This window comes from Shinella sp. BE166 (assembly GCF_051201095.1).
Taxonomy (GTDB): Bacteria; Pseudomonadota; Alphaproteobacteria; order Rhizobiales; family Rhizobiaceae; genus Shinella; species Shinella lacus.
Window position 1 is genome coordinate 150,916 of sequence record NZ_JBPEHL010000005.1, and the last position, 23,030, is coordinate 173,945.

Annotated in this window: 25 protein-coding genes; 7 read left to right on the top strand and 18 right to left on the bottom strand. The window is 65.0% G+C overall.

Annotation, left to right across the window (positions count from 1 at the left end):
- Window positions 1-68 precede the first annotated feature (68 nt).
- Together dapE and J2Y63_RS14755 are read left to right on the top strand one after the other, a co-directional pair.
- Window positions 69-1,262, top strand: coding sequence for a succinyl-diaminopimelate desuccinylase (gene dapE / locus J2Y63_RS14750; RefSeq protein ID WP_435266941.1), 1,194 nt, complete (start codon window positions 69-71; stop codon window positions 1,260-1,262).
- On the top strand, window positions 1,249-1,845 hold the full coding sequence (locus tag J2Y63_RS14755; protein ID WP_435266703.1) for a hypothetical protein: 597 nt from the start codon (window positions 1,249-1,251) through the stop codon (window positions 1,843-1,845). The genes dapE and J2Y63_RS14755 overlap by 14 nt, the downstream gene beginning before the upstream one ends.
- On the opposite strand, the gene truA is transcribed toward J2Y63_RS14755, so the two are convergent.
- Genes truA through def form a run of 3 tightly spaced genes read right to left on the bottom strand, consistent with a single transcriptional unit; the run spans window position 1,842 to window position 4,101 of the window.
- Entirely contained in the window at window positions 1,842-2,585 is a 744-nt protein-coding gene (gene truA / locus J2Y63_RS14760; protein WP_435266704.1) for a tRNA pseudouridine(38-40) synthase TruA, read from the bottom strand. The genes J2Y63_RS14755 and truA overlap by 4 nt on opposite strands.
- Window positions 2,585-3,529, bottom strand: a complete 945-nt coding sequence (gene fmt / locus J2Y63_RS14765; RefSeq protein ID WP_435266705.1) for a methionyl-tRNA formyltransferase — start codon at window positions 3,527-3,529, stop codon at window positions 2,585-2,587. Before fmt ends, truA begins: the two co-directional genes overlap by 1 nt.
- Window positions 3,530-3,576: 47 nt before the next feature.
- Entirely contained in the window at window positions 3,577-4,101 is a 525-nt protein-coding gene (gene def, locus J2Y63_RS14770; RefSeq protein ID WP_435266706.1) for a peptide deformylase, read from the bottom strand.
- A gap of 123 nt (window positions 4,102-4,224) precedes the next feature.
- On the opposite strand from def, the gene J2Y63_RS14775 reads away from it, so the two are divergent.
- The 3 genes from J2Y63_RS14775 (at window position 4,225) to J2Y63_RS14785 (ending at window position 8,966) form a co-directional block, all read left to right on the top strand.
- A complete protein-coding gene (locus tag J2Y63_RS14775; protein WP_435266707.1) occupies window positions 4,225-5,418 on the top strand; it encodes a DNA recombination protein RmuC in 1,194 nt (397 codons plus the stop codon).
- A gap of 44 nt (window positions 5,419-5,462) precedes the next feature.
- A complete protein-coding gene (locus J2Y63_RS14780; protein ID WP_435266708.1) occupies window positions 5,463-6,362 on the top strand; it encodes a ribokinase in 900 nt (299 codons plus the stop codon).
- Between the two features lie 267 nt (window positions 6,363-6,629).
- Entirely contained in the window at window positions 6,630-8,966 is a 2,337-nt protein-coding gene (locus J2Y63_RS14785; RefSeq protein ID WP_435266709.1) for a methyl-accepting chemotaxis protein, read from the top strand.
- Window positions 8,967-9,023: 57 nt separating this feature from the next.
- Here J2Y63_RS14785 and J2Y63_RS14790 read toward each other — a convergent pair whose 3' ends face one another.
- Both J2Y63_RS14790 and J2Y63_RS14795 read right to left on the bottom strand, forming a co-directional pair.
- On the bottom strand, window positions 9,024-9,383 hold the full coding sequence (locus tag J2Y63_RS14790; protein ID WP_435266710.1) for a hypothetical protein: 360 nt from the start codon (window positions 9,381-9,383) through the stop codon (window positions 9,024-9,026).
- The gene (locus J2Y63_RS14795) at window positions 9,383-10,324 is read right to left on the bottom strand and encodes a nucleoside hydrolase (RefSeq protein ID WP_435266711.1); all 942 of its coding nucleotides are present in this window, start codon (window positions 10,322-10,324) and stop codon (window positions 9,383-9,385) included. The genes J2Y63_RS14790 and J2Y63_RS14795 overlap by 1 nt, the downstream gene beginning before the upstream one ends.
- A gap of 182 nt (window positions 10,325-10,506) precedes the next feature.
- Here J2Y63_RS14795 and J2Y63_RS14800 point away from each other — a divergent pair, with 182 nt between their 5' ends.
- Both J2Y63_RS14800 and J2Y63_RS14805 read left to right on the top strand, forming a co-directional pair.
- Window positions 10,507-10,938, top strand: a complete 432-nt coding sequence (locus tag J2Y63_RS14800; protein ID WP_327506619.1) for an Hsp20 family protein — start codon at window positions 10,507-10,509, stop codon at window positions 10,936-10,938.
- Window positions 10,939-11,071: 133 nt separating this feature from the next.
- Window positions 11,072-11,329 carry a DUF1150 family protein gene (locus tag J2Y63_RS14805; protein WP_319323808.1) on the top strand — a complete coding sequence of 86 codons (258 nt, stop codon included), beginning with the start codon at window positions 11,072-11,074 and terminating at the stop codon, window positions 11,327-11,329.
- Window positions 11,330-11,349: 20 nt separating this feature from the next.
- Here J2Y63_RS14805 and trmB read toward each other — a convergent pair whose 3' ends face one another.
- The 13 genes from trmB to J2Y63_RS14870 all read right to left on the bottom strand — a co-directional run bounded on the left by trmB (window position 11,350) and on the right by J2Y63_RS14870 (window position 23,001).
- A complete protein-coding gene (gene trmB, locus J2Y63_RS14810; protein WP_435266712.1) occupies window positions 11,350-12,051 on the bottom strand; it encodes a tRNA (guanosine(46)-N7)-methyltransferase TrmB in 702 nt (233 codons plus the stop codon).
- A 7-nt stretch (window positions 12,052-12,058) separates the two neighbouring features.
- Window positions 12,059-13,297: a methionine adenosyltransferase gene (gene metK, locus J2Y63_RS14815; RefSeq protein ID WP_256118056.1), complete on the bottom strand. Its 1,239-nt coding sequence runs from the start codon at window positions 13,295-13,297 to the stop codon at window positions 12,059-12,061.
- Between the two features lie 206 nt (window positions 13,298-13,503).
- Window positions 13,504-13,923: a helix-turn-helix domain-containing protein gene (locus J2Y63_RS14820; RefSeq protein ID WP_435266713.1), complete on the bottom strand. Its 420-nt coding sequence runs from the start codon at window positions 13,921-13,923 to the stop codon at window positions 13,504-13,506.
- A gap of 150 nt (window positions 13,924-14,073) precedes the next feature.
- Window positions 14,074-15,657, bottom strand: a complete 1,584-nt coding sequence (gene lnt, locus J2Y63_RS14825) for an apolipoprotein N-acyltransferase (RefSeq protein WP_435266714.1) — start codon at window positions 15,655-15,657, stop codon at window positions 14,074-14,076.
- A gap of 117 nt (window positions 15,658-15,774) precedes the next feature.
- Window positions 15,775-16,923 (bottom strand): hemolysin family protein, encoded by a 1,149-nt coding sequence (locus J2Y63_RS14830; protein ID WP_435266715.1) that lies wholly within the window; start codon window positions 16,921-16,923, stop codon window positions 15,775-15,777.
- Between the two features lie 9 nt (window positions 16,924-16,932).
- On the bottom strand, window positions 16,933-17,442 hold the full coding sequence (ybeY, locus tag J2Y63_RS14835) for an rRNA maturation RNase YbeY (RefSeq protein ID WP_435266716.1): 510 nt from the start codon (window positions 17,440-17,442) through the stop codon (window positions 16,933-16,935).
- Window positions 17,443-17,459: 17 nt separating this feature from the next.
- The gene (locus J2Y63_RS14840; protein WP_256118064.1) at window positions 17,460-18,512 is read right to left on the bottom strand and encodes a PhoH family protein; all 1,053 of its coding nucleotides are present in this window, start codon (window positions 18,510-18,512) and stop codon (window positions 17,460-17,462) included.
- Entirely contained in the window at window positions 18,509-19,921 is a 1,413-nt protein-coding gene (gene miaB / locus J2Y63_RS14845; RefSeq protein ID WP_435266717.1) for a tRNA (N6-isopentenyl adenosine(37)-C2)-methylthiotransferase MiaB, read from the bottom strand. Before miaB ends, J2Y63_RS14840 begins: the two co-directional genes overlap by 4 nt.
- Window positions 19,922-19,968: 47 nt before the next feature.
- Window positions 19,969-20,757, bottom strand: a complete 789-nt coding sequence (locus tag J2Y63_RS14850; protein WP_435266718.1) for a lysophospholipid acyltransferase family protein — start codon at window positions 20,755-20,757, stop codon at window positions 19,969-19,971.
- 31 nt (window positions 20,758-20,788) lie between these two features.
- The gene (locus J2Y63_RS14855) at window positions 20,789-21,214 is read right to left on the bottom strand and encodes a Fur family transcriptional regulator (protein WP_256118069.1); all 426 of its coding nucleotides are present in this window, start codon (window positions 21,212-21,214) and stop codon (window positions 20,789-20,791) included.
- A gap of 38 nt (window positions 21,215-21,252) precedes the next feature.
- Window positions 21,253-21,747 carry a GNAT family N-acetyltransferase gene (locus J2Y63_RS14860; RefSeq protein WP_256118071.1) on the bottom strand — a complete coding sequence of 165 codons (495 nt, stop codon included), beginning with the start codon at window positions 21,745-21,747 and terminating at the stop codon, window positions 21,253-21,255.
- Between the two features lie 3 nt (window positions 21,748-21,750).
- Window positions 21,751-22,398 carry a tRNA (adenosine(37)-N6)-threonylcarbamoyltransferase complex dimerization subunit type 1 TsaB gene (gene tsaB / locus J2Y63_RS14865; protein WP_435266719.1) on the bottom strand — a complete coding sequence of 216 codons (648 nt, stop codon included), beginning with the start codon at window positions 22,396-22,398 and terminating at the stop codon, window positions 21,751-21,753.
- Between the two features lie 30 nt (window positions 22,399-22,428).
- Window positions 22,429-23,001, bottom strand: a complete 573-nt coding sequence (locus J2Y63_RS14870; RefSeq protein ID WP_256118075.1) for a NifU family protein — start codon at window positions 22,999-23,001, stop codon at window positions 22,429-22,431.
- Between the last annotated feature and the right edge of the window lie 29 nt (window positions 23,002-23,030).

Consider the following 23,030-nt stretch of genomic DNA (forward strand, 5'->3'; position numbering starts at 1 on the left):
GACAGGTCCCGAGCGATCGGCTAAACCTCAAACCCACGTCTCCCCTCTCGCGTTGTGACCGCATGCCCATGACCTCTGCCGATCCGATCGCCAATCTCGCCACGCTCATCCGCTGCCCCTCCGTGACGCCCGCCGAAGGCGGCGCGCTGACGGCGCTTGCCGCCATGCTGGCGCCGCTCGGCTTCACCGTGGAGCGCATGACGGCCAGCGAGCCCGGCATGCCGGATATCGAGAACCTCTACGCCCGTATCGGCACGGAAGGCCCGCACCTGATGTTCGCCGGCCATACGGATGTCGTGCCCGTGGGCGATGCCGCCGCCTGGACGCATGACCCGTTCGGCGCCGATATTGCCGGTGGCGAGATGTTCGGCCGCGGTGCCGTCGACATGAAGGGCGGCATTGCCTGCTTCGTCGCGGCCGTCGCGCGCCAGATCGCGAAGAACGGGCCGCCGAAAGGTTCCGTCTCCTTCCTCATCACCGGCGACGAGGAAGGCCCGGCCGTCAACGGCACGATCAAGCTCTTGCAATGGGCGGCGACGCGCGGCGAACGCTGGGATGCCTGCCTGGTCGGCGAGCCGACCAATCCGGACCAGCTCGGCGACATGATCAAGATCGGCCGGCGCGGCTCCGTCTCCGGCACGATCGTCGTGCATGGCGTGCAGGGCCACGCCGCCTATCCGCATCTCGCCGACAATGCCGTGCGCGGCGTGATCGCGCTCACCGGCGCGCTGATGCATCCGCCCTTCGATGCCGGCACCGAAAGCTTCCAGCCGTCGAACCTCGAAGTGACGACGATCGACGTCGGCAATCGCGCCACCAACGTCGTCCCGTCGCAGGCAAGCGCCAGCTTCAACATCCGCTTCAACGACACATGGACCGCCGGTACCGTGATGGAGGAGATCGTGCGCCGGCTCGATGCCGCCGCGCTCGACGAGACGTTGCGCCCTGGTCGTGAACCCGTGCGATACGATATCAGATGGGCAGAGCGGCCGAGCCACGTCTTCCTGACGCGCAACAATCAGCTGATCGCCTCCATGTCCGGCGCCATCGAAGCTATTACCGGCCGCGCGCCAAAACTGTCGACCACCGGCGGCACCTCGGATGCACGCTATATCAAGGATTATTGCCCGGTGGTGGAATTCGGCCTTGTCGGCCAGACCATGCACATGGTGGACGAACGGGTGGCCGTCGCCGACCTCGAAACGCTGACCGTGATCTACCAGACCTTCATCGAACGCTGGTTCGGCGATGCCCGGGCTTGACGAGGTCCTGCACTACCTGACCGGTGTCTTCCTGCTTGTGCGACAAAAGCAGGACGGTTTCGGCTGGCTGGACCTGACGTTGCCCGGGCTTACGCGCTCCTTCTGGGCGATCGTCTGGTGTCTGCCGGCCTTCGCCGTCATCTGGGCCTCCTGGCGGCTCTATTATCTCGGCAGCATGCCGGCGGGAACGCCGGCGGGCGTCGCCTTCTTCGTCAAGCTGCTGGTGATCGACCTTGCGGGCTGGCTGCTGCCGCTGGTGCTGCTCGCCGCTGGCGCCCGGCCGCTCGGCTACGGCAAACAGCTCGGCGTCGTGGTGACGGCGAGCAACTGGATCGCCGTGCCCTTCGCCTACGCCGCCGCCGTCCCCTTCGCGATGACGCTCCTGCTGCCCGAAAGCGCGCCCTTTGCCGGCCTGCTGCTCTATGCGGTGTTCGGCGCCAGCGTCGTGCTGCAATTCCGCCTGGTCTGGATGTGCGTCGGCAAGCAGACGCTGCTCGCCGCCGCCATCACGGCGATCTTCGTGCTGCCGCCGATGATCGCCGGGCAGGAGTTGCAACGCATTCTGGGCACGCTGCCGGCTTAGTAGTCCACGGCCATGAAATAGAGCCCGTCCGGCGGCGCCACGGGGCCGCAGGCCTTGCGGTCGCGCGCTTCGAGGGCGGTGCGCACATCGTCCACCGTCCACTTGCCCTCGCCCGCGAGCTTCAGCGTGCCGGCGAAGGAGCGGATTTGGTTGTGCAGGAAACTCTGCGCCGAGACGCGCATCTCGATCAGATCGCCGCTGCGCGTCACTTCCAGCCTGTCAATGGTGCGGATCGGGCTGTTCGCCTGGCACTGGGCGGCGCGGAAGGTGGTGAAATCATGTTTGCCGACCAGCACCTGCCCCGCCGCATGCATCGCCTCGTGATCGAGGTCCTTCGCGACGAACCAGGCTCGGTTCGCCTCCAGCGCCAGCGGCGCCTTGCGCGAAATGATGCGGTAGAGATAGTGCCGCCGCTTGGCCGAGAACCGCGCGTCGAAATCCTCCGGCACCTCCGCCGCATCGAGGATCGCGACGCGCTCGCGCGCCATGCCGAGATGGGCGTTCAGCGCATTGCGCAACGTGTGTTCCTTCCACGAGCGCGAGAGGTCCGCATGAGCGACCTGTCCCATGGCATGCACGCCGGAATCCGTGCGCCCGGCGCCGCGGATCGAGACGGTCTCGCCCGTCAGCGACAGGATCGCCGCCTCGATGGCGCCCTGCACGGAGTGGCCGTTGTCCTGCCGCTGCCAGCCGACATAGGGCGTGCCGTCATATTCGACCAAGAGCCGATAGCGTGGCATCAGGCGATGACCTGACCGGGCGGGACCGGCGTGCCGCGCAGGAAATCCGCCGCATCCAGCGGCTTGCCGCCGGCCTTCTGCAAGCGCACGAGCCGTACCGCGTTACCGTCGCCGCAAACAATCGTCAGCCGGTCGTCAAGCACCGTGCCGGTGGCCTTGGTGGAGGTTTCATCCGCCCGCTCGCTCGCCAGAACCTTGACGCGCTCCGGCTTGCCGGCAACCGGCAGCTCGAACCAGGCGCCGGGGAACGGCGAGAGGCCGCGGATATGGTTGTGCACGTCGCGCGCGGCCCGCGAAAAATCGATGCGCGTCTCCGTCTTGTCGATCTTGGCGGCGTAGAGCACGCCCTCCTGCGCCTGCTCCGTCAGCGGCAGGTCGCCGGCTTCCAGCTTCGCCATGGCCTCCGCCATCAGCGCGCCGCCCGCCTGCATCAGCGCGTCGTGCAATTCACCGGCGGTCATGGTCTCGACGATCGCCACACGGGCCGTCAGCGCGACGGGGCCGGTGTCGAGGCCCTTGTCCATCTTCATGACCATCATGCCGGTTTCGCCATCGCCGGCCATGATCGCGCGCTGGATGGGGGCCGCACCCCGCCAACGCGGCAAAAGCGAGGCATGGCCGTTGTAGCAGCCGAGCCGCGTGCCATTGAGGATCGCCTCCGGCAGCAGCAGCCCGTAGGCGACGACGACCGCGACATCCGCGTTCAGCGCGCGAAAAGCGGCGCGATCGGTCTCTTCGCGAAAATTAACCGGCGTGAAGACGGGAATGCCGAGCCGTTCGGCGGCCTGGTGGACCGGAGACTTCACCAACTCCAGGCCACGGCGGCCGGCCGGGCGCGGCGGCTGCGAGTAGACGGCGACGACCTCTTGGCCAGCGCCGGCCAGCGCCTCAAGCGTGGCGACGGAGAAATCCGGTGTGCCCATGAAAATGATGCGTAGGGCCATCGGTCAGCCTCCGTGTGAAATGGTGCGAACCGGACCGTGATGCCCGGTCAGATCGCCTTGCTGCCGCGCAGCTTCGCCGCCTTGGTGAACTTGCGGATCACGATCTCGCGCTTCAGCTTGGAAATGTGGTCGATGAACAGCACGCCGTTCAGGTGGTCGATCTCATGTTGCAGGCAGGTGGCGAGCAGGCCGTCGGCTTCGGTCAGTTGTTCCTTGCCGTCGCGGTCCAGGTGCTTGACCGTGATCGCCGCGGGACGCTCGACCTCGGCATAATAATCCGGGATCGACAGGCAGCCTTCCTCGTAAACGGAACGCGCATCGGAGGACGCCACGACCTCCGGGTTGATGAAGACGAGCGGCGCCTTGTCCTCGCCGTCCTTCGACACGTCCAGCACGAGCATGCGGCGCGCGACGCCGATCTGGATCGCGGCAAGGCCGATGCCCGGCGCATCATACATGGTTTCCAGCATGTCGTCGGCGAGCTTCTTCACCTCGCTGTCCACGGTCTCGATAGGCTTCGAGACCTGGCGGAGGATCGGATCGGGGAGGATAATCAGCGGCTTGATGGTCATGCGCCTCCTTAGCGCGGTTTTTTTGCGCTTTCAATCGGATTTGCCCGCCTATACGCGCGCGACGCCGCCAATTTGTTCACGGTATGATCTGGTTTTCGCCGGAAAGCGTGCTATGGTCCGGGCATGATCGATCCCGCCTTTGACACGATGCTGACCTCCTTCCTCGCCCGCCTCGGCGGCACCGGGCCGGCGCTCGTGCTGCTGGCAGCGGTTCTTCTCTCCGTCTTCGGCCTGATCTCGGCCCGCCGCAGCCAGACGCGCCAGCGGGAAGCGGCGGTGATGGCGGAGTTGCGCTTTGCCGAGTTGATGAAGGCTCAGACGGAAATGCAGGGCCGCGTCGCCGCCATGGCGGAGGTTTTCGGCAGCAAACAGTCCGAGACCAACCAGGCGATCAATTCCCGCCTCGACGGGCTGACGCAGCGCCTCGGCCAGTCGATTTCCGAACAGACGCGCTCGACCCATGAAAACCTGCGGCGCCTGCAGGAGCGTCTCGCTGTCATCGACACGGCGCAGACCAACATCCAGTCGCTCGCCAAGGACGTGGTCGGCCTCCAGGCGATCCTCTCCAACAAGCAGACGCGCGGCGCCTTCGGCCAGTCGCGCATGGAGACGATCGTCGCGGATGCCATGCCGCACGGCGCCTATCAGTTCCAGGCGCAGCTTTCCAACGGCGTGCGCCCGGACTGCACGATCCGCATGCCGAACGGCCAGCCGCCGCTCGTGATCGATGCGAAATTCCCCCTGGAGGCCTGGAACGCCATGGCGGACGGACGCGCGCCGGAAGCCGCCAAGATCGCCGCCCAGCAGTTTCGCCGCGACATGGAGACCCATATCCGCGATATCGCCGAAAAATACCTGCTGCCCGGCGAAACGCAGGACACCGCCTTCCTCTTCGTGCCATCGGAATCGATCTTTGCCAGCATCCACGAGAATTTCGAAGGCGTGGTGCAGCGGGCGCACCGCGCGCGCATCGTCATCGTCTCGCCATCGCTGCTGATGCTCTCCGTGCAGGTGCTCCAGGCGCTGCTGAAGGACCAGCGCATGCGCGAGCAGGCCCATGTCATCCAGGGCGAGGTCGTGCGCCTGATGGACGACCTGACGCGGCTCGACGACCGGGTGCGCAAGCTGCACGGGCACTTCACATCGGCGCAGAAGGATGTCGACCTTATCCTCACCTCGACCGAAAAGCTCGCGCGGCGCGGTGCGCGCATCGGCGACATGGAATTCGAGGCGGTTTCGGGCGTTTCCCCGCCCGCGGAGAAGACTGTCGAGAGCCGGACGGGCCAACTGCGCCTGAGGGTAGTTGACGAGGACTGACCGCCTCGGGCAGTGTCCGGCGGAAACGACAAGGGGCACTTCTCATGATCACCGTCTTCGGCTCCATCAACATGGACCTCATCGCCACGCCAGACCGCCTGCCGAAGCCCGGCGAAACGGTGATGGGCACGAGCTTCACCACGGCTGCCGGCGGCAAGGGCGCCAACCAGGCGCTTGCCGCGCGCCGCGCCGGCGCCATCGTGCGCATGGCGGGTGCGGTCGGCGACGACCGGCTGGCGAGCCAGGCGCTCGCCCTTCTGGCCGATGCCGCCGTCGACCAAAACGGCGTGCGCGTCGCTGCGGAAGCGACCGGCACCGCGCATATCCTCGTTGCCGGCGATGGCGAGAACGTCATCGTGGTCGTGCCCGGTGCCAATGGCACGGTAACCGGCGAGGATGCCAAGCGGACGATCGGCGCGATGTCGCGCGGCGACTACCTGATGCTCCAGTTCGAAATCCCCGCAAGCGCCATCGAAGCGGCCCTCGTGGGCGCCAAGCAGAAGGGCGTCACCTCGATCATCAACATCGCGCCCTTTACCGGCGACGCCAAGCGCCTCGGCGCCATCGCGGATATTCTCGTGGCCAACGAGACGGAGTTCGACCTCTTCATCGGCAAGGGCGAGCTTTCGGACGAGGAACGGGAGGCGACGATGCGCGCGCTGCACGCCCAGAGCGGCCAGACGATCATCGTCACCCTTGGGGCCGACGGCGTCGTCGCCATCCGCAAGGGGGAAATCCACCGCGCCAAGGGCCTGGCCATAGAGCCGGTCGACACGGTGGGTGCGGGCGACACGTTCTGCGGCTATCTTGCCGCCTCGCTCGATGCCGGCCTCGCCTTCAAGGACGCGCTGCGCCGCGCGGCCGTCGCCGGCTCGCTCGCCTGCCTGAAGCCCGGCGCCCAGCCTTCCATCCCCTTCGCAAGCGCCGTCGACGCAGAAATCTAGGCCTTAGATTTCGCAAATGGCACAGCAGGCGTCGCATCCTTGCGACGCCTGCAAATTCAGCCGGTTGGGCCGATTTGTTGCCGGGAAATTTGGCTCTTTATTAATATTTTATGGGTTACTGAAGTCTTAGACAGCGTGCCTCGAAAGGCGCGTTCCGTCTCTGGCGCTGGTCGCGCGCCCCGCCCTCCATGATGGAGACCACCCCGCTTTCGAATGTGCTCCTTCGCGGCTGCCCGCGCCGCGGACGTTTCTGCTCGTGAGGATTTCATGTTCAATTTCAAGGCCAAGTCGCTCGCGACCAAGCTTATCGCCGTCACCGGCGGCACGATCGCCCTGGTGATGCTCGCCTCCAACACCGTGCTCATCAGCGAGACCCAGAGCCGTGTGGCCGATCTCGTCTATTCCGAAGCCGACACCCAGGCCAAGGCGATCGCCGCCGACATCGCCGCCGATATCGGCGCGCTGGCAGGTGCTGCCCGCGCCATGGGCGGCGTGATTGAGCAAGGCCATTCCTCCGGCCTGATGGACCGCAGGGAAGTCGTCAACATCCTCAAGGCGAACACCGAAAAGAACAGTTTTGCGCTCGGCAGCTGGTTTGCGGAAGAGCCAAACGCCTTCGACGGCAAGTCGAAGGAGACGCCCGCGCAGCTTGAAACCGGCACGTTCAAGGACGGTACGTTCAACCCCTACTGGACGAAACGCCAGGACGGCTCGATTTTGCTGTCGACCTTCGAATCCGACTACAAGGCCGAATGGTATTCGCTGGCCGCCAAGAGCGGCAAGGGCGCCATGAGCTCGCCTTATGCCGAAACCACGACGGGTGAAAACTTCACGATGGCGTCGATTGCCTACCCGGTCGTTTCCGGCGGCAAGTTCATCGGCGTCACGGGTGTCGATGTCTCGCTGAAGACGCTCTATGAGAAGCTCAGCAAGATGAACCCGTTCGGCACCGGCCGCGTCATGCTGCTTTCGCAGACCGGCAACTGGATCGTCGCGCCCAATGCCGATCTCCTCATGAAGCCCTATGAGGGTGAGGGTGTCGACATCGTCAAGGAGGCCCTTGCCACCGGTAAGGCCGGCCGCATCGAAAACCTCTCCTTCGACGAACTCGCCTCCTTCGACCGGCTGGTCTACCCGTTCGCGCTTCCCGACATCAACACGACCTGGCTCGTGCTGCTCGACGTTCCGCGCGCGGCGATCAACGCGCCGGTCAACGACCAGACCTATATGATGATCCTCGGCGGCCTGATTGTTCTCGGCGCCGTGCTGCTCGGCCTCTATTTCGCCGTGCGCATCTTCGTGCAGAAGCCGCTCGCCGGCCTCGTCTCGGATGTCGCGACGCTCAGCAACGGTGTCTACACCCAGCCGATCGCCGGCCAGGACCGTTCGGACGAAACGGGCTCCGTCGCCAAGGCGCTCGAAGGGTTCCGTCACCAGCTCGCCGATACCAAGCGCCTGGAAGCGGAAGCCAACAGCCAGCGCCAGCTCACGGAAGCCGAGCGTGGCCGTTCGGAAGCCGAACGCGCGGAATCGAGCGCCCTCCAGCGCGATATCGTCGGCCGCCTCGCCGATGGCCTCGCCCAGCTCTCCTCGGGCAACCTGAACTTCCGCCTCTCCGGCGATTTCCCCGGCGAGTACGGCAAGCTCAAGACCGACTTCAACTCGGCGATCGCCAGCCTCGAAGAGACGATCCAGACGGTCAACGCCTCGGTCGGCAATATCGGCGGCGGCACCGGTGAAATTTCCAAGGGCGCGGCCGATCTCTCGCACCGCACCGAGCAGCAGGCGGCAAGCCTCGAAGAGACCGCGGCGGCACTCGACCAGCTCACCTCGCAGGTCAATTCGAGCGCTGAAAACGCCCGCGTCGCCGCCAAGTCGGTGGAGACGGCGAGCAACGACGCAAGCAAGTCCGGCGAAGTGGTGCAGAAGGCGATCGACGCCATGCGCGGCATCGAAAAGTCCTCGACCGAGATTTCCAACATCATCGGCGTGATCGACGACATCGCCTTCCAGACCAACCTCTTGGCGCTCAACGCCGGCGTGGAAGCGGCGCGTGCCGGTGAAGCCGGCAAGGGCTTTGCCGTCGTCGCCCAGGAAGTGCGCGAGCTCGCCCAGCGCTCGGCCAATGCCGCCAAGGAGATCAAGACGCTGATCAACACCTCCGAGGTGCAGGTCCGCGAGGGTGTCGATCTCGTCGGGAAGGCCGGTGGCGCGCTTGAAAACATCGCCGACCAGGTCATCCAGATCAACGGCCTGATCCGCCAGATTTCCGGATCGGCCTCCGAACAGGCCGTCGGCCTCAAGGAGATCAACGCGGCCGTCAACCAGATGGACCAGGTGACCCAGCAGAACGCCGCGATGGTGGAAGAAACCACCGCCGCCAGCATGGCGCTGAACGACGAGGCCCAGATGCTGAAGTCGCTCGTCGCCCGCTTCCGCGCCGGTAATGGCGGCATGGCCGCCAGCCAGCCCATGCAGCAGTCGGTGCGACGCGACGTCCAGCCGCAGCGCGCCGCTTACCAGGCACCGCGCACAACGGCCCGTGCCGTGCCTCAGGTCGCCGGCAACACGGCGCTTGCACAGGACGACTGGCAAGAGTTCTGATCTTCACGACAGAGAAACGAAAGGCCGGCGTATCCGCCGGCCTTTTCGTTTGAAACGCTATTTCCGCTCGGTCGGCTGCGCCTGCAATCGTCCGCGGGAGCGCGAGCGGCTGGCGCTTGCCAGGCGCTGCGTGGCCTCCTTCAGTTCCAGTTCGGAAAAGAGGGCCTGGTATTCCGGCCGCAGCATCAACGCCTCCATCGAGAGCTCCGCCTTACCGGAGTCGAGCAGGCGTTCGAGGCCGGTCGTGCCGGGCTTGAAGACCAGTTCCTTCGCCGCCGCCACGCCGCCATTGAGCAGCACGAAGCGGCGCAGCAGCACCGGGCGGAAGCCGAGCGCGGAGAAACGGTCGTAGAGGCCCATCATCTCATTGTGGAAGCGGCCCTCTGCACCCGGCGCGGCATTGCGGGGACCGGGCATCAGAGGCGGCCGACGCGCTCGGTGAGCAGCGCGAAGAAGCCGTCGGCGTCGATGTCCTTCATGACACGGGCATTGTGCTTGCGGCCGGTGACCTGCCACCAGTCGACGACGGTCATGCCGACGGTAAGCGGCGAGACCACTTCCACCTCGACATTGCAGTCGCGGCCGGAGAAGAGTTCCGGCTTCAGGAGATAGGCGACGACCGTCGGATCGTGCAGCGGGCCGCCGTCGGAGCCGTATTTCTCGATGTCGAAGCGCTCGAAGAAATCGAGCATTTCGACCAGCGCTATCGCCGGACGGCTGCCGATGGCGCGCAGCTTGGCCACCCGGCTCTTCAGCGTCAGCACCTTGTGGGTCACGTCGAGCGGCATCATGACGATCGGGATGCCGGACTTGAAGACTGCGGCGGCGGCCTCGGGGTCGACATAGATGTTGAACTCGGCGGCCGGCGTGATGTTGCCGCCCTCGAAGAAGCCGCCGCCCATCATGACGAGTTCGCGCACGCGGCCGGCAATCTCCGGCGCCCGCTCAAGCGCGGTGGCAATGTTGGTGAGCGGACCGAGCGTGCAGAGCGTCACGGTGCCGGCGGGCTCGCGCTTCAGCGTCTCGATGAGGAAATCGACGGCATGCTGCTCCTGCAGCGGCATCTGCGGCTCATGCAGCTCCGGGCCGTCGAGGCCGGTCTTGCCGTGCACATGCTCGGCGGTGACGAGCGGGCGGGCGATCGGCTTGTCGGCGCCTGCGAAGACCTTGATGTCCGAACGAGAGCAGAATTCCAGGATGATGCGGGCATTGGTGGAGGTCCGCGAAAGCGGCACGTTGCCGGCGACGGTCGTGATGCCGAGGATCTCAAGTTCGGGGCTGCCGAGCGCCAGCATGATCGCGGCGGCGTCGTCCTGGCCGGGATCGGTGTCGATGATGATTTTGCGTGGCTCAGACATGCCGCTTGCGTCCCTTGTCTCTTCCTTTTTCCCGCCGACATTCGGCAGGCGAAGCGGCGACTATATTTGCGAAATCGCCGATCGCAAGCGTCTTGCGCCCCCGCGCCGCAATCACCATATTGCACCCGAAGGGATGCCGAGGTCGGGTCCCCTCACGGTCGCTTGAAGCCAAGGACTAGACGATGTCACGCATGACCCCTTTCACGAGCCCGCTGCTCCTGGGTTTCGACGCCATGGAAAAGACCCTTGAGCGTATCGCCAAGGGCAACGATGGCTATCCCCCCTACAATATCGAACGGCTGCGGCCGAACGGTGATACGGGCGCGCCGGAGCTTCTGCGCATCACACTCGCCGTCGCGGGTTTTTCGGAAGAAGAACTCGACGTGACGACGGAGGAAAACCAGCTCGTCATCCGCGGCCGCCAGGTCGACAGCGGCGAGCGGGATTATCTTTACCGCGGCATCGCGGCCCGCCAGTTCCAGCGCACCTTCGTGCTTGCCGACGGCATGCGCGTTTCGGGCGCCGAGCTGAAGAACGGCCTGCTCTCGGTCGATCTCGTGCGGCCGGAGCCGATCCGAATGGTAAAGAAAATTAACATTTCCGTATCAGACTAGATCATGAGCCGTTCCCGCGGGAACACCCGCCGGATCGTCTCGAGCGTAACCTGATCGCCTGACGCACCGATGGGCCATTGTGGCCGTGGGCGTCCGGTGGCCGGCAAGTGCCGGTATTGCCATGGAGGCAAAGATGGGACTGAAGACTGTAACCCCCAGTGTTTCGAAGGCAGATCTTGCGCATCTCGGCGCAGGCGAAGTCGGCTATATTCGCAAGATGAAGGCGGACGAAGTGTCGCGCGTCTTCCCGGAAGCCCCGGAAATCGACCCGAGCCTCGACCTCTGGGCGCTGTTCGGCGCCGACGGCACGCCGATCCTCTTGACCGACAACCGTTCGAGCACCTTCTACAAGGCGGCCGAGGACGACCTGCGCACCGTCAGCCTGCACTGATACCGGATTGAAACCTTCCGTCAGGACCGACGGAAGGTGAGATAGGCCGATCCGCGGCCCTCGCGCTTGGCTTTCGCCTCGTAGCGCGTGCCCGGCCAGCCGGCAAACGGCGTCAGCCAGTCGACCGCGTTTTCGGCGGTCCACACGAAAGCGGGATGCGCCCCGCAATGCATCAGCGTCCAGTTGACATAGGTGTCGATGTCGGACGCAAAGCAGAAGAGCCCGCCGGGCTTCAGCACCCGGGCAAAGCGGTCCAGATTGACCCTGGACACGAAGCGCCGCTTCCAATGTTTCTTCTTCGGCCACGGGTCCGGATAGAGCAGGTCGATCTGGTCGACAGACGCCGCCGGCAGCCAATCCAGAAGCACCGTCGCATCGTCATCATAGAGCCGGATGTTCTTCGCGCCCGTGTCCTCGACGCGGCCGATCAGCTTCGCCATGGAATTGACGAAGGGCTCGACGCCGATGAAGCCGGTCTCCGGCTGTTCCTGCGCGCGATGGATGAGGTGCTCGCCGCCGCCGAAGCCGATTTCGAGGCGCATGCGGGTCGGCTTGAAATCGTAAAGCGTCGTGATGTCCGCCGGGGCCGGGGTCGAAAGATCGACCTTCAGCTCCGGCAGCAATGTTTCGAGATGCTGCGCCTGCCGCTCCCGCAACGGTTTGCCCTTGCGGCGACCGAAGAAGGCTTCGCTCGCGCGGCTGGGGCGCTCTGCATCGCTCATGGTCGCCTCAGTGCTTCAGCGCATCCTTGAGGGCCTTGACGAGGTCGAGGCGCTCCCAGGAGAAGGAACCGTCACGGCCGGCCTTGCGACCGAAATGGCCATAGGCGGAGGTGCGGGCGTAGATCGGCTTGTTGAGGTCGAGATGGCGGCGGATACCCGACGGCGAGAGGTCCATGACCTTGCGGATCGCATCCTCGACGGCGTCTTCGCTGACCTTGCCCGTGCCGTGCAGGTCGACATAGACCGAGAGCGGCTGGGCGACGCCGATGGCGTAGGAGAGCTGGATCGTGCAGCGGTCGGCAAGGCCGGCGGCAACGACGTTCTTGGCGAGGTAGCGCGCGGCATAGGCGGCCGAACGGTCGACCTTGGTCGTGTCCTTGCCGGAGAAGGCGCCACCGCCGTGGGGTGCCGCACCGCCATAGGTGTCGACGATGATCTTGCGGCCGGTGAGGCCGGCGTCGCCATCCGGGCCGCCGATGACGAACTTGCCCGTCGGGTTGATGTACCAGACGCAGTCGTCGGCGATCTTCAGGTCGTGCAGCGCTTCGCGGATATAGGGTTCGACGACTTCGCGGACCTTCTTCGAATCCCAGCTTTCATCCAGATGCTGGGTGGACAGAACGATCGAGGCAACGTCGGCCGGCTTGCCGTCGACGTAGCGCACGGTGACCTGGCTCTTGGCGTCCGGGCCGAGCTTGCCGGCATCGCCCTCGCCCTTCTTGCGGGCGGTGGCGAGCAGCTGGAGGATGCGGTGCGAATAATAGAGCGGCGCCGGCATGAGTTCCGACGTTTCGCGGCAGGCGTAGCCGAACATGATGCCCTGATCGCCGGCACCCTCGTCGCCCTGCTTGTCGGAGGCGTTGTCGACGCCCTGGGCGATGTCGGCGGACTGCGAGTGCAGCAGCACGTCGATCTTCGCCGTCTTCCAGTGGAAGCCGTCCTGCTCGTAGCCGATGTCGCGGATCGCCTTGCGGGCGGCCGACTTGAACTTCGAGGGGTTGATGACGTCGTTGCCGTCCTTGTCCTTCTTGAGCAGGCTCGGCGGCAGGCGCACTTCACCGGCGATCACCACGCGGTTGGTCGTCGCAAGCGTCTCGCAGGCAATGCGGACCGACCACGGATCGACCTTCGACTTCACGGCTTCGCGGTAGACCAGATCGACGATTTCGTCGGAGATACGGTCGCACACCTTGTCCGGATGCCCCTCGGCGACGGACTCGCTGGTGAACAGATAGCTGCTGCGCATGCGGGAATTCCCCTCAAAGAAAATGGACTTCGACGTTGTTATTCAGTTCGCAGGGGAAAAACAAGCACAGAAGGACATAAGAATATGTTTATGTCTTGAACTTTCAGGCGCTATTCCGCCTGGGATACGCCAAAAATATGATGCCCCCTACGCACAAAAAGCGGCCCCGAAGGACCGCTCTTTCATCCACCGCCAGGAGAAACCGATTATTCGATCTCGGCTTCAGCGGCGAGTGCCTTGACCAGATCGACAAGCTTGCGGCGCACCTTGGGATCGCCGATCTTGACGAAAGCCCGGTTGAGCTGCAGGCCCTCGGAGGACGACAGGAAGTCGACCACGTAGTTGGAACTCGATGCCTCGGCGAAGCCGACCTGCGTGTCCGCGTGGTCGCCCGGCGCGTCCTCGAAGAAGAACGCGACCGGCACATTGAGAATGCTGGAAATGTTCTGCAGGCGGCTGGCGCCGACACGGTTCGTGCCCTTCTCGTATTTCTGGATCTGCTGGAAGGTGATGCCGAGGCTTTCGCCCAGCTTCTCCTGGCTCATGCCGAGCATGGTCCTGCGAAGCCTGATCCGGCTGCCGACATGAATATCGATCGGATTCGGCTTCTTTTTGTTTTCCATCATCACTGTGTGTCCTAACGCGCGGAAATGGCCCCACCCTGCCGGCAGCCTTAACGAAGACTTAACGTCACGTTGTATGCGCAACCCCTGAAGGTCGCGACAATACAGGAAAACGGCCGGCGGCGTGCACTATGCTATTTTAGGGGTTTTGGGTCAATTCACCCTGTTTCTAAAACCAATGCGAGAAATGCTCGCCGTCGCAAAGAGCATCGCCACTACAACCAGAAACGACCAGTTCTGCCACTTTGCCCGCTCGCCGGCGGCAAACCTGCCCGGAAGGGTTGCATCCACAAAGCCCGGGACATCATGCGCCATGCCCGAAAGCACCTGTCCCTTGGCATCGACGATGGCCGAAATGCCGTTGTTGGCCGCGCGAATCAGTGGCAGCCCCCTTTCGACGGCACGAAGGCGGGCCTGGTGGAAGTGCTGGTAAGGGCCTGGTGAGTTGCCGAACCAGCCGTCATTGGTGACGTTGAGCAGGGCGGCGGCCGTGTCAGCCGAGCCGTTGATCTCGGACGGGAAGATCGCCTCATAGCAGATCAGCGGATAAAAGCCCTTGCCGAGCGCCGTCAAGAGCGGGTGCTCGCGGGCCGCCGAGAAGCCGCCCGGCATGGCGACGGCGCTCACGCCGAGGCCCTCGAAGAAATCGGCAAACGGCATGTATTCGCCGAAGGGCACCAGATGCACCTTGTCGGCCGCCCCGATGATCTGGCCCTTGCCGTCGATCGTGTAGATCGAATTGTAGTAGCGCGGCGCCTTGCCGGTGCCGGCACTTTCCGTGCGCACTGCGCCGGCGATCAGCACCTGGTCGTCCTCCAGCACCTCGGCAATGCGCACCAGCGCATCCGGATTGTCCGTCAGGATGAAGGGGATCGAGGTTTCCGGCCAGACGACGATGCCGGGCCGCTTGCCGCCCTCTTCGGGTGCGGCGGCACTCAGCGACAGGTGGCGCTCGAAGATCTGCGCGCGCGCGGAATCGTCGAGCTTCATCGCCTGGTCGATCACCGGCTGGACGAGGCGGATGACGGTCGTCTCGTTCTCCGGCGTGGGCACCACATTGAGCGCATAGTAGCCGTAGCCGACATGGGCCGCGAAGAGCAGCGTGGCGAGCGTCAGCCCGACGACGCGGCCGCGCCGCGTGCCGAGAAGTGCAGGTGCTGCGAAGACGAAGACCGCGAGGGCATTGATGCCGGCAATGCCCAGAAAGCCGGCGGACTGCATGAGGAGCGGAACGGGCATGGCGCCATAACCGACGGCGTTCCAGGGAAAGCCGGTGAAAAGCGTGCCGCGCAGCCACTCGCCGATGCCGAAAGCGAAGGCGAGTGCCGCGATGCGCCCGATGCCATCCGACCAGAACAGGCGGGCGAGTGCGGCGGCGAAACCGTAATAGAGCGCGAGAAAGGCCGGCAGACCGAAGACGGCCAGCGGCAGCGCCCAGGCGAAATCGTCCGCCTCGACGAGCAGCGCATTGCCGAGCCACCACAGGCCGCCGACGAAATAACCGAAGCCGAAGAACCAGCCGATGCGGAAAGCGGGCGTCAGGCGCCGGATAAAGCCTGCGCCGGGAGCCGCGGTTGCGCCATCGAGCAGCCAGACGAACAGCGTGAAAGACACGAAAAGGGCGGCGAAGAAGCCGAAGGGCGGCAGCGCCAGAACCCCGATCAAGCCCGCAAGAAATGCCGCAAGCGCCCGTCTCGTCCCAGACAGGAGCATGACCGTGCCCGCGAGCCGCTCCATGCCGTCCCCTTTTTTTCCCCGAATCAGCCGGCGCCAGTCTTCCAAAAAATCAACGCCTTGTCCCGTTTTACGACGGAGCAAGGCGTGGGTCATTTCAAAAGACAGGATCGGGGCTGCCTATTCGGCATTCGCCCCATCGTTTTGTTGTTCCGGCACCTTCGGCCGATCGGCGCCAAGGGCCAGCGCCTCGCCCTCCGGCTTGCGCTCGCGGCGGCGGACGGAGCCGGCGCGCTTGCGCGTGACGCGCACCCGCTTGACGCGGCGCGGATCGGCATCGAGGACGTGGAATTCGAAGCCCGGCACCGCCTGCACCACCTCGCCGCGCACCGGAATGCGGCCGAGCGAGGCGAAGATCAGGCCGCCCAGCGTATCGGCGTCTTCGAGTTGATCGCGGATATCGAAATCCGAACCGATTACTTCGGCTAGCTCTTCGAGCTCGACACGGGCATCGGCGATGAACACATCGTCGCTGACGCGCTGGATCATCGCCTCGTCGTCGTCGTGTTCGTCCTCGATATCGCCGACGACCATCTCGACGATGTCCTCCAGTGAGGCAAGGCCGTCCGTGCCGCCATATTCGTCGATGACGAGAGCCATCTGCGTGCGGTCGGCCTGCATGCGCGCCATCAGGTCGGCGGCGAGCATGGAGGGCGGCACGAAGAGGACCTGGCGGATGATGCCGGCTTCGGCGACCGTCTTCGACAGGTCGACGCGGCCGAGGTCGAATTCCGCTTTCGGCGTGCGCGGCGGCTTTTCGCCATTGGCGGGCGCAGCCTTTACGCCGGTGCGGCGCTTGTTGCGGGCCTGTTTGGTGACATAGGCGAGAAGGTCGCGGATATGGACCATGCCGCGCGGATCGTCGAGGCTCTCATTATAGACCGGCATGCGCGAGCGGCCGGAATCCTCGAAGATCACCATCAGCTCGGCGATCGTGATGTCCTGGTCGACGGCCTCGATATCGGCACGCGGCACCATGACGTCCTCGACCCGCACCTCACGGAAACGAAGAATGTTGTGCAACATCGCCCGCTCTTCGGGCGCGAAGGCAGGTTCGCCTCCTTCGTCCTCCGTCATCAGGGCTGCTGCAAGGTCCTTGCGCAGGCTGGAGGCGCCGGTCATGCGCCAAAGCCGGGCGGCGCGGGACCAGAAGGATGATCGGCCCCCGCTTTCCTGCTTCGGCGCGCTGCTACTACTGCCCGCCTCGTCGCTTGAGGCGTCAGCCTCGGTCTTTTCCGTCGCTACCGACTGGTTTCTGAAGTCGCTCATTGGTCCAAACTATTCATCGGGGCCATCCCCGTATGGGTCAGATAGGCCAAGCTCGGCAAGAATGCGAGTCTCGAGCCCTTCCATTTTTTCCGCCTCGTCGTCTTCCATGTGATCATAGCCGAAGAGATGCAGAAATCCATGCACCAAGAGATGCGTGAGATGATCGTCGAAAGATTTGCCGAGTTCGCCCGCTTCGCGGCTCAGCGTCTCCTGCGCAAAGATGATGTCGCCGAGCATCGGCCCCGGCATTTTGCCGGGCGTCAGCGGGAAGGCAGGGAAGGACAGCACGTTGGTCGGCTTGTCCTGGCTGCGCCATTCGGCATTGATGCCGCGGATTTCGGCGTCGCTGGTGAAGACCAGCGAGACTTCCGGCGCGCCTGTCTTCGGGAATGGCTGCTTTTCCTCGCGCACTAGAAAGCTCGCCGCAGTGCCGAGCACACGTTCACTGGTCGCGCGCAAAACCTCTTCAGAGGGCCATGTGCCCTCTTCTATGGAAATCTGGATGTCGAGTTCGCTCATCGGACTTTTGGACCGCCTCAGCGGTCCATCTGCTCGCTTTCGTCCTGCACGGCCGTCTGGGCTTCATAGGCCCGGACGATGCGGGCGACCATCGGGTGGCGCACGACGTCGGCATCCTTGAAGCGGATGACCGAGACGCCCTCGACGCCCTTGAGGATCTGCAGGGCTTCGACGAGGCCGGACTTGACGCCGCGCGGCAGGTCGACCTGGCTCGGATCGCCGGTGACGATCATACGGCCGTTTTCGCCGAGACGCGTCAGGAACATCTTCATCTGCATCGAGGTCGTGTTCTGCGCCTCATCGAGGATGACGGCTGCGTTGGCGAGCGTACGGCCGCGCATGAAGGCGAGCGGTGCGATTTCGATGACGCCGGCGGTGATCGCCCGCTCCACCTTGTCGCCGGGCATCATGTCGTAGAGCGCGTCGTAGAGCGGCCGCAGATACGGATCGACCTTCTCCTTCATGTCGCCCGGCAGGAAGCCGAGGCGCTCGCCGGCTTCGACGGCCGGACGGGAGAGGACGATGCGGTCGACGGCGCCACGCTCCAGAAGCTGGGCGGCATGCGCCACGGCGAGATAGGTCTTGCCCGTGCCGGCCGGCCCGACGCCGAAGACCAGCTCCGAACGCTCCAGCGCGCGGATATAGGCATCCTGCATGGGCGTGCGGGCGGCGATGGTCTTCTTGCGGGTCGAAATCTGCGCCATGGTAAGCTTGGCCTTGCGCTCCATCGTCGGCAGCGAAAGCTGGTCGTCGGCTGCGATCGCCATGCGGATGGCGCCCTCGACATCGGAAAGCTCGATCGAGCCGCCGCTCTGCAGGCGTCCATAGAGGTAATCCAGCGCGCGGCGGGCCTGGTTGGTCGCCACCACGTCGCCGGAGATCGAGACGGAATTGCCGCGGGCGCGGGCATCGATGCCGAGGCGCTGCTCGATGAGCTTGAGATGCTGGTCGAACTGGCCGAAGAGCTCGCTTGCGTATCGATTGTTCTCGAAAGTCAGCACGAAGTGATTGGCGTCGGTCTGGGTCTTCGACTGGCGCGGCGATGACGTCATCAGTTCGTGTCCGTTCAAGCGGTCGTGCTCCTTGCGGTTAAGCCCGTCACCTCGATCGCTTCGGCGAAGAGGCTGTTGGGGCCGGCATCCGTGATTCGTACCCTGATAATGTCACCGATTTCCGACGCTTTTGCATCAACATTCACAGGCTGCAGCCAGGGCGACCGGCCGACGAGCTGTCCGGGCATGCGTCCGGGCTTCTCCAGGAGCAGGTCGATCTCCTTGCCGATGCAGGCGCGGGCGAAGTCGCGCTGCTGGCGAAACAGCAAAGCCTGCAATCTTTCAAGGCGTTCCGACTTCACGTCCTCCGCGACATGACCGTCCATCTCCGCGCCCGGCGTGCCGGGGCGGATGGAATATTTGAACGAAAATGCCTGTGCATAACCGACCGTCTCGATGAGGCGCATCGTGTCTTCGAAGTCCTGGTCGGTCTCGCCGGGGAAGCCGACGATGAAATCGCCCGAGATCGCAAGCTCCGGCTGGATGGCACGGATCCGCTCGATGAGGGCGATATATTCGGCCGCCGTATGGCGCCGGTTCATGGCCTTGAGGATGCGGTCGGAGCCGGACTGCACCGGCAGATGCAGGTAGGGCATCAGCTTGGGCAGGTCGCGATGCGCCTCGACGAGCCGGTCGTCCATGTCGCGCGGGTGGCTCGTCGTATAACGTAGCCGGGCGAGGCCCTCGATCGCGGCGAGGCGATAGAGCAGGTCGCCAAGGCCCCATTCGGCGCCGTCCGGGCCGAGGCCGTGCCAGGCGTTGACGTTCTGGCCGAGCAGCGTGATCTCGCGCACGCCGCCATCCACCAGGCGTTCCGCCTCCGCGACGATCTGCGAGACGGGGCGGGAGACTTCGGAGCCGCGCGTATAGGGCACGACGCAGAAGGTGCAGAACTTGTCGCAACCTTCCTGCACGGTGAGGAAGGCGGTGACGCCGCGGGCGCGGGTCTTCGCCTTTTCCGGCGGGGGCAGGTGCTCGAACTTGTCCTCGATTGCATAATCCGTCTCGACGACGCGCTCGCCGGCCTTGGCACGGCGCAGCGCGTCCGGCAGGCGGTGATAGGTCTGCGGGCCGATAACGAGATCGACGGCCGGCGCGCGGCGCAGGATTTCCTTGCCCTCGGCCTGGGCGACGCAGCCGGTGACACCGATCACCATCTCGAGGCCGTCCTTCGCGCGCGCCTTCTTCATGTCGCGCAGGCGCCCGAGCTCGGAATAGACCTTTTCCGCCGCCTTCTCGCGGATGTGACAGGTGTTGAGGAGGACGAGGTCCGCCTCTTCCAGCACGTCCGTCGCCTGGTAGCCGTCCTTCGAGAGCGCATCCGTCATGCGCTCGCTGTCATAGACGTTCATCTGACAGCCGTAGGTCTTCACGAAGACCTTGCGGGTGTTGCTCATGACAGGCGGAGAAAGGGTTTGTTCGCTCATGGCCGCTTCCATAGGGCAAAAAGCCCGGAAAATGAAGCCCCGTTGGCTCAGCGGCCGCGCAGGCGCGCGCCCAGCATGGCGCGGATGCGCGCCTCGACTTCGCGGCTCACCTGCTTGCGGTTGCTCGCCCGCGTGTAATCGACGCGCTCGCCGAAATCGACGTCGACATCCACCGCCCCTTCCCGCGCCACGCCGAGCAGATGCGGCAGGAGTTCGATATCGCCCGGCCAGGCGGCAAGCGGCCGGTGGAAGCGGCCCATCGCCATGCCGTGCACACCGGTATAGGCGATGGAGACCGGCTGGATATGCACGACGCCATTGGGAGCGTGCGGCACGGCGGAGGCGGCTGCGCCGAACAGCGAGGTCTTGATTTCCAGCAGGCGGTTGCCATCCGAGGTCGTGCCTTCCGGAAAGAGCACGACGATCTCGCCATCCGTCATGCGCCGCGCGATCTCGTTCACCTGGTCGCCGGTCTTCTGGCGCTGCTCGCGCTCCACGAAGATCGTCGCCTGCAAGCGCGCGAGCAAACCGAAGACCGGCCAGTCGCGCACCTCGGCCTTCGCAATATAGACGACGTCGGCGACCGAACCGAGCACCATGATGTCCTTCCACGAGGCGTGGTTTGCGGCGATCAGCAGCGGACGGCTGGGCTCCATCGTGCCATGCACGCGCACCTTCAGGCCGAGCACGCGGCAGGCGACGCGGTGCCAGAGGCGCGGGATGCGGCGGCGGATCTTCAGATTGAAGCGCAGGCCGACCAGCTGGATCGGCAGCAGGACCAGCGTGACCACGACGAGGGTTATGAGCGCGATGGCGAGGCGGAGCCAGGTGATCAAAGGATCACCGGCGCACGATCGGAAGCGGGCGTCACTCGCCCTCCTTGAGCGGCACGCCGTAGAGTTCCAGGCGGTGGTCGACGAGTCGGAAACCGTGCTCGCGCGCGATGCGCTCCTGCAAGGCCTCGATTTCCGGCGAATGGAACTCGATGACCTGGCCGTTCTTGAGGTCGATCAGGTGGTCGTGGTGTTCGTCCGGAACCGTCTCGTAGCGCGAGCGACCATCGCGAAAATCATGCCGCTCGATGATGCCGGCATCCTCGAACAGCTTGACCGTGCGGTAGACGGTCGAGATGGAGATGCGCGCATCGACCGCGGACGACCGGCGATAGAGCTCTTCCACGTCCGGATGGTCGGCCGAGCCCTCCAGCACGCGCGCGATGACGCGGCGCTGCTCGGTCATGCGCATGCCGCGCTCGACACAAAGTTCTTCCAGCGATTTCTCGACTTCCGTCATCGGACCCGCCCTTATTCGTTCAGCCGTCGGTACGGGAACTAGCGAAGATCGCGCCGCAAGACAAGCGCCGTGGACCGGCGGCCATCGGCCGCGGCATAATAGGCCTTGCGCTCGCCGACCTTGGCGAAGCCGAGCTTGGCATAGAGCCCGCGGGCAGCGACATTGCCCTCGTCGACTTCCAGGAAAATATCCTCCGCGCCGCGCATCTTCGCCTCGCGCAACGCCGCCTGCATCAGCCGCCAGCCAAGGCCGGCGCGCTCGAAACGCTGGTCGACGCCGATGGTCAGGATTTCCGCCTCGCCGGCCGTGGCGCGCACCAGCACGAAGCCGCCGGCCACGCGGCCGAGCGCACCTTCCTTCAGCGCCAGGAAGCCGAAGACCGGCTCCTGCGACAGCAGGGAATGGAATTCGCCATCGTTCCACGGCTGGGAAAAACGGGCGCGGTGCAGCACCGCGGCAAGGCCGGCATCGGCCGTTTCCAGCGGAAAGATGTCGAAGGCGGGTTTGCGGGTGAAATAGTCGGTGAGCGCCATGGCTCACGCCCTCCGGATCGCGAAACCTGCCTGCGGCTTGGCATCGGGACCGCGCAGATAAAGTGGCTTCGGCAGGTTTTCTGCCGGGTCGAGACGGGCGCCGAGCCGGGCAACGGTGGCGATGGACACGTTGTCAGCCCCTTGCTCGACGCCATCGCGCAGCAGGGCGGCGGCAGAGCCGGCAATCGCGCCGTCATGGCCGGCCGCCAGGCGACGCGCCTCCTCCACGGAGGCAATCGACGGCGGTGAAACCGCAGCGCCATCGGCGGCAAAAGCCTGCCAATAGACCTCGTCGCGCTTGGCATCCATCGCGACCAGCAGGGGCGTTCCCGCTCCCCGGTCGGCGGCAAGCGCCGCGAGGGTCGAGACGCCGACTGCGGGCACGCCGAGCGCCAGCGCCAGGCCGCGCGCGGCGGCCACGCCGACGCGGATGCCGGTGAAGGAGCCGGGACCGACGGTGACCGCGATGCGGTCGATGTCCTGCAAGGTCATGCCGGCGGCATCGAGCGCCGCATCGACGAAGTCCATCAGCCGCTCGGCATGGCCACGGCCGATATCGGCGCCGGCTGCGCCGAGGATCCTGTTCTCATCGGAATGATAAAGCGCCGCGTAACATCCTGTGCCCGCCGTATCGATCGCCAGAACGATCATGCCGGGCATCCAGGGTTCGCGGGGCAGGCTTTACATGACGGCTTCAACTTCCTGCACTTCCGGTACGAAATGGCGGAGAAGGTTCTGCACGCCGTGCTTCAACGTCGCCGTCGAGGATGGGCAACCCGAGCAGGCACCCTTCATGTTGAGGTAGACGACACCGTCGCGGAACCCCTTGAAGGTAATATCGCCGCCATCCTGCGCCACGGCCGGGCGCACGCGGGTGTCGAGCAGTTCCTTGATCGTCGCGACGATCGTCTCGTCGCCAGCCTCGAAGAACTCGCCCTCTTCCGGATCATCGCTGGCGCCGAGCGCGCCGCTCGCTACGACCGGCTGGCCGGACATGAAATGTTCCATGATGTTGCCGAGGATCGCCGGCTTCATATGCTGCCAGTCGGCATCGTCCTTGGTGACGGTGATGAAATCATAGCCGAGGAAAACGCCCTTGACGCCCGGCACGCCGAACAGGCGGGCGGCGAGCGGTGAAGCGGCGCGCGCTTCCGTCTCGTCGCGGAACTCGGCTGTGCCGCTCTCCAGCACCACCTTGCCCGGCAGGAACTTCAGGGTCGACGGGTTCGGCGTCGCTTCGGTCTGGATGAACATCTTTCTCTCCGTGCGGCCCGGCACTTCGG

What these genes read in the sequence shown, in the direction of transcription:
- dapE (WP_435266941.1), top strand. Translation starts at nt 69, where the DNA reads ATGACCTCTGCCGATCCGATCGCCAATCTCGCCACGCTCATCCGCTGC.
- J2Y63_RS14755 (WP_435266703.1), top strand. Translation starts at nt 1,249, where the DNA reads ATGCCCGGGCTTGACGAGGTCCTGCACTACCTGACCGGTGTCTTCCTG.
- truA (WP_435266704.1), bottom strand. Translation starts at nt 2,585, where the DNA reads ATGCCACGCTATCGGCTCTTGGTCGAATATGACGGCACGCCCTATGTC.
- fmt (WP_435266705.1), bottom strand. Translation starts at nt 3,529, where the DNA reads ATGGCCCTACGCATCATTTTCATGGGCACACCGGATTTCTCCGTCGCC.
- def (WP_435266706.1), bottom strand. Translation starts at nt 4,101, where the DNA reads ATGACCATCAAGCCGCTGATTATCCTCCCCGATCCGATCCTCCGCCAG.
- J2Y63_RS14775 (WP_435266707.1), top strand. Translation starts at nt 4,225, where the DNA reads ATGATCGATCCCGCCTTTGACACGATGCTGACCTCCTTCCTCGCCCGC.
- J2Y63_RS14780 (WP_435266708.1), top strand. Translation starts at nt 5,463, where the DNA reads ATGATCACCGTCTTCGGCTCCATCAACATGGACCTCATCGCCACGCCA.
- J2Y63_RS14785 (WP_435266709.1), top strand. Translation starts at nt 6,630, where the DNA reads ATGTTCAATTTCAAGGCCAAGTCGCTCGCGACCAAGCTTATCGCCGTC.
- J2Y63_RS14790 (WP_435266710.1), bottom strand. Translation starts at nt 9,383, where the DNA reads ATGCCCGGTCCCCGCAATGCCGCGCCGGGTGCAGAGGGCCGCTTCCAC.
- J2Y63_RS14795 (WP_435266711.1), bottom strand. Translation starts at nt 10,324, where the DNA reads ATGTCTGAGCCACGCAAAATCATCATCGACACCGATCCCGGCCAGGAC.
- J2Y63_RS14800 (WP_327506619.1), top strand. Translation starts at nt 10,507, where the DNA reads ATGTCACGCATGACCCCTTTCACGAGCCCGCTGCTCCTGGGTTTCGAC.
- J2Y63_RS14805 (WP_319323808.1), top strand. Translation starts at nt 11,072, where the DNA reads ATGGGACTGAAGACTGTAACCCCCAGTGTTTCGAAGGCAGATCTTGCG.
- trmB (WP_435266712.1), bottom strand. Translation starts at nt 12,051, where the DNA reads ATGAGCGATGCAGAGCGCCCCAGCCGCGCGAGCGAAGCCTTCTTCGGT.
- metK (WP_256118056.1), bottom strand. Translation starts at nt 13,297, where the DNA reads ATGCGCAGCAGCTATCTGTTCACCAGCGAGTCCGTCGCCGAGGGGCAT.
- J2Y63_RS14820 (WP_435266713.1), bottom strand. Translation starts at nt 13,923, where the DNA reads ATGATGGAAAACAAAAAGAAGCCGAATCCGATCGATATTCATGTCGGC.
- lnt (WP_435266714.1), bottom strand. Translation starts at nt 15,657, where the DNA reads ATGGAGCGGCTCGCGGGCACGGTCATGCTCCTGTCTGGGACGAGACGG.
- J2Y63_RS14830 (WP_435266715.1), bottom strand. Translation starts at nt 16,923, where the DNA reads ATGAGCGACTTCAGAAACCAGTCGGTAGCGACGGAAAAGACCGAGGCT.
- ybeY (WP_435266716.1), bottom strand. Translation starts at nt 17,442, where the DNA reads ATGAGCGAACTCGACATCCAGATTTCCATAGAAGAGGGCACATGGCCC.
- miaB (WP_435266717.1), bottom strand. Translation starts at nt 19,921, where the DNA reads ATGAGCGAACAAACCCTTTCTCCGCCTGTCATGAGCAACACCCGCAAG.
- J2Y63_RS14855 (WP_256118069.1), bottom strand. Translation starts at nt 21,214, where the DNA reads ATGACGGAAGTCGAGAAATCGCTGGAAGAACTTTGTGTCGAGCGCGGC.
- J2Y63_RS14860 (WP_256118071.1), bottom strand. Translation starts at nt 21,747, where the DNA reads ATGGCGCTCACCGACTATTTCACCCGCAAACCCGCCTTCGACATCTTT.
- tsaB (WP_435266719.1), bottom strand. Translation starts at nt 22,398, where the DNA reads ATGATCGTTCTGGCGATCGATACGGCGGGCACAGGATGTTACGCGGCG.
- J2Y63_RS14870 (WP_256118075.1), bottom strand. Translation starts at nt 23,001, where the DNA reads ATGTTCATCCAGACCGAAGCGACGCCGAACCCGTCGACCCTGAAGTTC.